The 8,073-nt window shown below is 72.6% G+C and carries 7 protein-coding genes and 1 pseudogene; 5 read left to right on the forward strand and 3 right to left on the reverse strand.

Annotation, left to right across the window (positions count from 1 at the left end):
• The 3 genes and pseudogenes from I5G_RS20365 to I5G_RS03495 form a co-directional block, all read left to right on the forward strand.
• Positions 1-523 (forward strand): annotated as a pseudogene (locus I5G_RS20365) (amidohydrolase family protein); the annotation flags it as partial.
• Between the two features lie 43 nt (positions 524-566).
• On the forward strand, positions 567-1,019 hold the full coding sequence (locus I5G_RS03490) for a MaoC family dehydratase (RefSeq protein ID WP_022877814.1): 453 nt from the start codon (positions 567-569) through the stop codon (positions 1,017-1,019).
• Between the two features lie 155 nt (positions 1,020-1,174).
• On the forward strand, positions 1,175-2,707 hold the full coding sequence (locus I5G_RS03495) for a long-chain fatty acid--CoA ligase (RefSeq protein WP_022877815.1): 1,533 nt from the start codon (positions 1,175-1,177) through the stop codon (positions 2,705-2,707).
• Here I5G_RS03495 and I5G_RS03500 read toward each other — a convergent pair.
• On the reverse strand, positions 2,704-3,357 hold the full coding sequence (locus I5G_RS03500; protein WP_022877816.1) for a PadR family transcriptional regulator: 654 nt from the start codon (positions 3,355-3,357) through the stop codon (positions 2,704-2,706). The two genes, I5G_RS03495 and I5G_RS03500, sit on opposite strands and share 4 nt — an antisense overlap.
• Before the next feature lie 101 nt (positions 3,358-3,458).
• On the opposite strand from I5G_RS03500, the gene I5G_RS03505 reads away from it, so the two are divergent.
• Positions 3,459-4,538 (forward strand): aromatic ring-hydroxylating dioxygenase subunit alpha, encoded by a 1,080-nt coding sequence (locus tag I5G_RS03505; protein WP_036326095.1) that lies wholly within the window; start codon positions 3,459-3,461, stop codon positions 4,536-4,538.
• The gene (locus tag I5G_RS20370; protein WP_022877818.1) at positions 4,538-5,521 is read left to right on the forward strand and encodes a PDR/VanB family oxidoreductase; all 984 of its coding nucleotides are present in this window, start codon (positions 4,538-4,540) and stop codon (positions 5,519-5,521) included. The genes I5G_RS03505 and I5G_RS20370 overlap by 1 nt, the downstream gene beginning before the upstream one ends.
• Positions 5,522-5,527: 6 nt before the next feature.
• Here the strand turns inward: I5G_RS20370 and I5G_RS03515 are convergent, their stop codons facing one another.
• Together I5G_RS03515 and I5G_RS03520 are read right to left on the reverse strand one after the other, a co-directional pair.
• Positions 5,528-6,217 carry a helix-turn-helix domain-containing protein gene (locus I5G_RS03515; protein ID WP_022877819.1) on the reverse strand — a complete coding sequence of 230 codons (690 nt, stop codon included), beginning with the start codon at positions 6,215-6,217 and terminating at the stop codon, positions 5,528-5,530.
• Positions 6,210-7,694 carry an APC family permease gene (locus I5G_RS03520; RefSeq protein WP_022877820.1) on the reverse strand — a complete coding sequence of 495 codons (1,485 nt, stop codon included), beginning with the start codon at positions 7,692-7,694 and terminating at the stop codon, positions 6,210-6,212. The genes I5G_RS03515 and I5G_RS03520 overlap by 8 nt, the downstream gene beginning before the upstream one ends.
• Positions 7,695-8,073: the final 379 nt, after the last annotated feature.

Below are 8,073 nucleotides of genomic sequence, written 5' to 3' on the forward strand. Positions count from 1 at the left end.
TGATCGAGGACTCCGGCGTCCGCCGATCAAAGTTCCATCCGACCGTGCAGGGTTCGACCCGAGCGACGAGCGGTATTACCCGCTCTACGCCGAGATCGAGGCCGCCGGAGTCGTCGCCCTGTTCCACACCGGACAGACCGGGATCGGAGCCGGGATGCCGGGCGGCCGGGGGTTCCGTCTGGCCCTGTCGAACCCGATGCTCCTCGACGGTGTCGCCGCGGACTTCCCGGCGCTGAACATCGTCATGGCGCACCCCTCCGTGCCGTGGCAGGACGAAGCGATCTCGGTCGCGACCCACAAGCACAACACCTGGATCGACCTGTCCGGGTGGAGCCCGAAGTACTTCCCCGAGCAGCTCGTGCGGGCCGCGAACGCGTTCCTGCGCGAGCGGGTGCTCTTCGGCAGCGACTTCCCCCTCCTCACCCCCGACCGCTGGCTGCGCGACGTCGAGCAGACGTCACTCAAGCCCGAACGCCTCCCCGGCATCCTCCGCGACAACGCCGCGCGTCTGCTCGGCCTCTAGACCCATCCGCCTTCACCGAAACTCCCTCGAAACGGAGAACATCATGACCACGACCGTCGCCTACGCCGACGTCGCCGGCCTCGCCGGCACCGACCTCGGCTGGTCCGAGTACCTCGAGATCACGCAGGACCGCGTCGACCTCTTCGCCGACGCGACCGACGACCACCAGTGGATCCACACCGACCCCGAGCGTGCGAAGGACGGCCCGTTCGGCGGCGCCATCGCCCACGGCTACCTGAGCCTGTCGCTCACGGTGAAGTTCTGGACCGAACTGCTCGACGTCACCGGGGTCACGACGAAGGTCAACTACGGCCTCGACAAGGTGCGCTTCGTCTCGCCGGTGAAGGTGGGCGCGCGCGTCCGGATGAACGCCGTGGTCGCCGAGGTGACCGAGGTGCGCGGCGGCTATCAGCTGGCCGTCGACCAGACCGTCGAGGTCGAGGGCGGCGACAAGCCCGCCGTCGTCGCGCGCGGCCTGTACCGTTTCTACGCCTGACCTTCGGTTCTCCGGTCCGGCCGCGCTCGCCCGGTCGGCCCCGGCCCGACCCCGGCGAGGTGCGTTCCGCCGCCCGCACCTCGCCGTCCCCGCCTCCCGGCATCCCTCCCCCGCTCCGGGGCGCACGGTAGCGCCCCTCCTCGACGAAGAGACCCATGAGCACACCCGGACTCGGCGCCTGGCTCCCCCGCCGCCGCCTCAAGCACCCCGACAAGACCGCCCTGATCTTCGGCGACGACCGGCGCCTCAGCTACGCCGACCTCGCCACCGCCGTGGAGCGGGCCGCTGCCGTGTTCGCCGACCACGGCGTCGTCCGGGGCGACCGCGTCGCATACCTCGGTGAGAACTCGCCGGAGTTCCTGGTCACGCTGTTCGGCGCGGCCCACCTCGGCGCGGTGTTCGTGCCGGTGAACACCCGCCTCGCCGCCCCCGAGATCGCGCACGTGCTGGCCGACTCCGGCGCTCGCGTGCTCGTCCACGATCCGTCGTTCACGGATCGCGTGACCGCAGCGGTGTCGACCGCGCCGGTCGCGCACGTCCTGAGCACGGGCGCCTCGGCGAGAGACGGCGAACCGGGCCTGGCCCGCCTGCTGGACCGCGCGGTCACCGCGCCGCCGCCCGAAGACGTGGGGCTCGACGACCCCGCCGCGCTCGTCTACACCTCCGGCACCACCGGTCGCGCCAAGGGCGCGGTGCTCACGCACGGCAACCTCACGTGGGTGTCGATGAACACGATCATCGACTACGACCTCGTCTCCTCCGACGTGTCGCTCATGATCTCGCCGCTCTTCCACGTCGCCTCGCTCGGCATGGGGGCGCTCCCCGCTCTCCTGAAGGGCGCGACCGTGGTGCTCGAGAACGGGTTCGAGGCCGGACGCGCGCTCGACCTGATCGAGCGCCACGGCGTCACGGTCGTCTCGGGCGTCCCGACGACCTACCAACTCATGGCGGACCATCCCGAGTGGTCCCGCACCGACGTGTCGAGCCTGCGCACGCTCACGTGCGGCGGATCGGCGGTACCGCCGCGGATCCGCGAGGCGTACGAGGCGCGCGGGCTGTCGTTCACGCAGGGCTACGGCATGACCGAGACCTCCCCCGGCGCGACGAGCCTGTCCGCCGCGATGACCCGCGCGAAGGCCGGGAGCGTCGGCCTGCCGCACTTCTTCACCGACGTCCGGGTCGTCGGAGAGGACGGGATGCCGGCTCCCGCCCGCACGGTCGGGGAGATCCAGGTGCGCGGCCCCAACGTGTTCGCCGGCTACCACGGGCAGCCCGAGGCGACGACCGCCGCGTTCGCGCTGGACGGGTGGTTCCGCTCCGGCGACCTCGGCTACCTCGACGAGGACGGCTACCTCTACATCGCCGACCGGCTCAAGGACCTCATCATCTCCGGCGGCGAGAACATCTACCCCGCCGAAGTCGAGGGGCTGATCCTCGGCATCCCGGGGATCACGGGCGTCGCGGTGATCGGCATCCCGGACGAGAAGTGGGGAGAGGTGCCGATCGCCCTGGTCACGGTGGCCGAGGGGGTGTCGGTCGACACCGAGAGCGTGCGCGCGGAGCTCACCGGTCAGATCGCGAGGTACAAGATCCCGAAGACGGTCACCGTCGTGGACGACCTGCCTCGCACGGCGTCGGGGAAGGTGCGGAAGGCCGACCTCCGAGCGCGGCTGCTGTCGGCGCCCTAGTCGGTGACGCGGCCCGCCGCAGTGACGTCGGCGCCGTCGCCCTCGTCGGAGGTGCCCGCGTCGGCCGCGCGCCCCTGGAGGGCGTCGACGAGGGCGAGGCCGCGCTCCGCCCAGGCGATCTCGTGGTCGGCCCGCGCCACGAACCCCTCGTACGCGAACACCTTGAACGCCACGATCGCCTCGGGATCGTGCCGCGTGTCCGTCTCGAGGCGGCGGGCGACGATCGGATGGGTGCGGCTCCGGATCGCCTCCAGCTGCGCCTGCCACAGCCCCCGGCGGACGCGGTAGTGGGCGATGTGCTCGCGCAGCCGCGCGCGAGCGGCATCCGGGTCGGCCCACTCGAAGTAGGCCGCGCGCAGGAGCGCGGGGTCGCGGTCGGCGCCGTACGCGACGGGCTGCTCCATCCAGCGGCGGAGGTCGTCGACGCCCTCGTCGGTGATCGTGTACTGCGTCTTGGTCGTGGCGGCGCCCCACGGGACCGACGCGTCGCGCAGCAGACCGTCGGCGACCATGCGCTTGAGCTCGGGGTAGATCTGCGAATCGGGGGCGTGCCAGACGTGCCCGACCGACCCGTGGAAGGCCTTCGCGAGGTCGTACCCCGTCATCGGCTGAGCGGTCAGCAGGGCCAGCAGCGCGTAGCGCAGGCTCATCGCGGACTCCCCTCTTGCGTCGCGGTGTCCGCCCACGATATCTTCCTCGCAATATCTATCGAGATAGTTATTGAGGACGAGGAGGTCCCGTGACCGAGACGATGGCGGCCAAGCTGCTCGACTACCCCCGGAACGCCTGGTACGTGGCCGCGTGGGACCACGAGGTCACGCGCAAGCGCCCGCTCGCGCGCACCGTCGCCGGACGGCCGCTGGCGCTGTACCGCACCGAGGACGGCACCGCCGTGGCCCTCGCCGACGCGTGCTGGCACCGCCTCGCACCGCTGTCGCAGGGGACGCTCGTGGGGCCCGGCGACATCCGGTGCCCGTACCACGGCATCACCTACGACCCCCGCGGTCGCTGTACCTCCATGCCCGCGCAGGAGACGATCAACCCCAGCGCGCTCGTGCCTTCGTTCCCCGTGGTCGACCGCTACCGGTACGTGTGGGTGTGGGTCGGCGACGCGGCACTGGCCGACCCCGACCTCATCCCCGACATGCACCAGATGACCCACCCCGAGTGGACCGGTGACGGTCTGACGATCCACGCCCCGTGCAACTACCAGCTCATCCTCGACAACCTCATGGACCTCACGCACGAGGAGTTCGTCCACTCCAGCAGCATCGGCCAGAAGGAGCTCAGCGAGTCCGAGTTCGTCACGACCCACGACGACACCACCGTCACGGTGGAACGGTGGATGCGCGACATCGAACCGCCGCCGTTCTGGCTCAAGAACATGCGCGACAAGTTCCCCGGCTTCACCGGTCGCGTGGACCGCTGGCAGATCATCCACTACGAGGCGCCGTCCACGATCTGCATCGACGTCGGCGTCGCCGCCGCCGGCACCGGCGCCCCGGAGGGCGACCGCTCGCAGGGCGTGAACGGCTACGTCATGAACACCATCACGCCCGAGACCGACCGCACGAGCCACTACTTCTGGTCGTTCCAGCGCAACTACCGCCTCGACAGCCAGCTCATCACCACGCAGTTGCGGGAGGGCGTCCACGGCGTCTTCGGCGAGGACGAGGCGATGCTGACCGCCCAGCAGGCCGCGATCGACGCCAACCCCGACTACGAGTTCTACAGCCTGAACATCGACGCCGGCGGGATGTGGGTGCGCCGGCTGCTGGAGCGCATGCTCGCCGCCGAGGGCCGCGAACGCACCCCCGCGGCGGTGGGCTGATGGCCGTCGCGCACCGCGAGGTGTGGCAGGGCGGCACGGTCGCCGCCGCGCGCGCCCTCACGCCCGAGATCCGGCGCATCGAGATCGACGTCGACTCCCCCGTCCGGGTCGAGCCCGGCGCGCACCTCGACGTGCGCGTGCCGATCGCCGGGAAGATCGAGCGGCGCTCGTATTCGATCGTGGATGCCACCCCCGACGGCGCCCGCGTGGCGCTCAGCGTCTACACCTCCCCCGTGAGCCGCGGCAGCGCCGCCGTGATGAACGCGCTGCGCCCCGGAGACCGGATCGAGGTGACACAGCCGCTCAACGACTTCCCCCTGCGCCTCGGCGCGCGTCGGTACGTGCTGGTCGCGGGCGGCATCGGCATCACGGCCCTGCACGGCATGGCCGAACGCCTGCGCGCCGCCCGAGCCGACTACCGGCTGCTCTACCTCGGCCGCAGCCGCCCGCTCATGGCCTACCTCGACGACCTCGGCGAGCGGCACGGCGACCGCCTCGCGGTGCACGTCCACGACGAGGGGACGTCGGTCTCGGTGACGCGCCTGGTCGCCTCGGTCGAACCGGGGACGGAGATGTACGTGTGCGGTCCCATTCGACTCATGGATGCCGTGCGGCGGGCCTGGATCGAGGCGGGGCTGCCGCCCGCCGACCTGCGCACGGAGACGTTCGGCAACAGCGGCTGGCACGATCCGCAGCCGTTCACCGTCCGCATCCCCTCCCTGGGCCTGGAGACCGTGGTGCCGCCGAACCAGTCGATGCTGGAGGCGCTCGAGGCGGCGGGCGCGGACCTGATGTACGACTGCCGCAAGGGCGAGTGCGGGCTGTGCGAGGTTCGCGTGGCCGGACTCGACGGCGACATCGACCACCGCGACGTGTTCTACAGCGAGCGGCAGCGCGACGCGCGGACGAAGATGTGCTGCTGCGTCTCGCGGGTCGTGGCCCCGGCGGGCGGGGCGGGTGTCGTCACGATCCTGCCCACATGAGGCCATTCACACCACGAGCGGTGCGAGAGCGCGTGCGGTCGGCTCCAGCGCCCCGATGACCTCCGTCGGGTCCTCGACGCGGTGGCGCGCGCCCGAGAACCCCAGCGCGCCGACCGTGAGCCCCCGATCGTCGCGGATCGGAAGGGCGAGGCATCCCGTCGTCGGCACGATCTCGCCGCACTGCCGCGTCGCGCCGAACCGGCGCAGGTCCGCGGCGACCGCTCCGTCCGGCACCTGCCCCTCGGCCGCGAGCAGCAGCCGACCCAGGGCGTAGCGGGCGGGTTCGCGGACGAGCCGGTCGGCGTCGGAGAGCGGGAAGTCCGGGTCGGCGTCGAGGACGACGACGCGCCCGTCGATGAACAGCACGACGTGCACCCCTCCGCGGACGCTCCGCCGTGCTTCGGCGAGAAGGGCCCGGGCGGCCCCCGGCAGACGCGCGGGCGCGGCCGTCACCCCGGCCAGTTGCGCGACACGGGCGCCCAGCGCGAAGCCGGAGAGGTCGGGGGTGCGGACGAGGTACTCGTCCTCGACGAGGAGGTTCAGCAGGCGGTAGGTCGTCGCGCGGGCGAGACCGAGTTCGGTGGAGATGCGCTGCGCGCTCACCCCGGCACCCAGGTGCGCGACGGCCTCGAGCACCGCCAGGGCCGAGCGGACGGCGCCCGGCTGACGCGCGGCGAGACCCTGCCGCTCAGCCATCGGTCCGCCCGGGCGGAGCGACGCCCCCGAGCACCTGAGCGGCCACCGGCTCGTCGTACGCGCCGATGGGCCGTGACCGCGGGCGCGCCGCGACGATCGCGATGAGCACGCCCGCGAGCAGGGCCGCCGCGGCGACCGAGATCAGCGCGACGGCGTCGGACCCGACGACGAGGAACGCCACGAGGGCCGCGGTGAGCGCCACGGCCGAGACCCCCGCGACGACCGCGGGCCCCACGGTCAGCTCGCCGATCCGGCGCAGGAACAGCGGCGCCGCGACGCACACCAGCACGTAGGCGACGATGTACCCGGTCGCCCCGACGGCGAGCGTCGTCCGCATCGCCTCGCGGACGTCGACCTCGGCGAGCGCGAGCACGAGGGGAACGCCCCCGACCAGCGGGAGGGCGGCCGCGATCGCGGCGATCGGGGTGCGCAGGCGCGGGTGGGTGCGCCCGAGTCGCGCGGGCAGCACCCCGTCCCGGCTCATCGCGAACAGCACGCGGACGAGCGCGGTCATCGTCCCGATCGCGCACGCGAGGAAGGATGCCGTGATCCCCATGTCGGCGGCCACACCCCACGGTCCAAGGCCGTAGGCGCCGGCGAGGTCGTTGACGGGCGACGCGCTCGCGGCGAGGTCGAGGCCGAGCGCGTGGAACCCCGAGGCCTGGGTGACGGCGGCCAGGACGTACACCGCCCCGCTGATCACGACGGTGCCGGTGATCGCGCGGGGGACGTTGCGCAGGGGCGCCACCGACTCCACCCCCAGGGTCGCGGCGGACTCGAACCCCACGAAGGCGGTGAGCGCGACCACCGCCCCCGCGGCGAGCGCGACCGGATCCACGGGGCCGGGCGCGAGGGCCGCGACGACGTCGGCCGGGCCGATGAGCACGAGGAGCACCGACAGCAGCGCCACGATGAGCGCCACCGAGATCGCCTCGACGACGAGTGCCACGCGCGCCGACAGCCGGATGCCGGACACCAACACCGCCGCGACGAACACGACCTCCCCGAGGAGGGCGATCGTCACCGTGGCGGCGTGATCGAGGCCGGGCCAGGCCGCCCCGAGCAGGTAGCTCAGGTAGTAGGCGCCCCCGAGGAGGGCGAACATCGCGATCGCCGCGTAGCCGATCACCGTCGCCGCACCGGCGACCAGTCCCGCTCGCTCCCCCAATCCGCGAGCGGTGTAGGTGTACAGCCCGCCGGCCGCGGCGAAGCGGCGGGCGAACTGCGACACGGTGCGGGCGACGGCGAAGCTGAGCACCCCGGCGGCGACGATCGCGGCCACCGCGGCCCCCGGCGCGACACCCGCGACGAGGAGCACGACCGTCGTCGCCGCCGCGGCGGGCGCAACGGCGGCGACGGACTGGGCGGCGAGATCGACGATGCCGATACTGCGGCGCTCCAGTCCGTGCAGCGGTGAACGCGCGCCGAAGCCGGCGACGGGCGTGGGCCGGGCAATGGCGCGGGCAAGTGCGGTCATGGTGCTCCCCGTGGACTCGGTGCGACCGTACGCCGCGGCCGTTGCCCCGGCGCGACACCGATGTTTCCGGCGCGTGTCCCGGACTGAGACACCGCGACCGGGGGTGTCTCAGTCCGTGTTCCGGCACTTTCACGCCGATCACATCGGCAGGCAACGCTCCGGGAGGAACCTCGGACGCACACCCGACCTCCGAAAGGCTCCGACATGACCCAGCTCGAATCGAAGGGGGCCGCCGCCGCGACCCCGCGGACCCTCCGCGGCTCCCTCGGTGTCACGGCGATCATCTTCATGGTCGTCGCCGCCGCCTCGCCGCTCAACGTCGTCGGTGGCGCCGGGCCCCTCGGCATCCTGCTCGGCAACGGCGTCGGCTACCCGACCC

Source organism: Microbacterium sp. B19 (assembly GCF_000333395.1).
Lineage (GTDB): Bacteria > Actinomycetota > Actinomycetes > Actinomycetales > Microbacteriaceae > Microbacterium.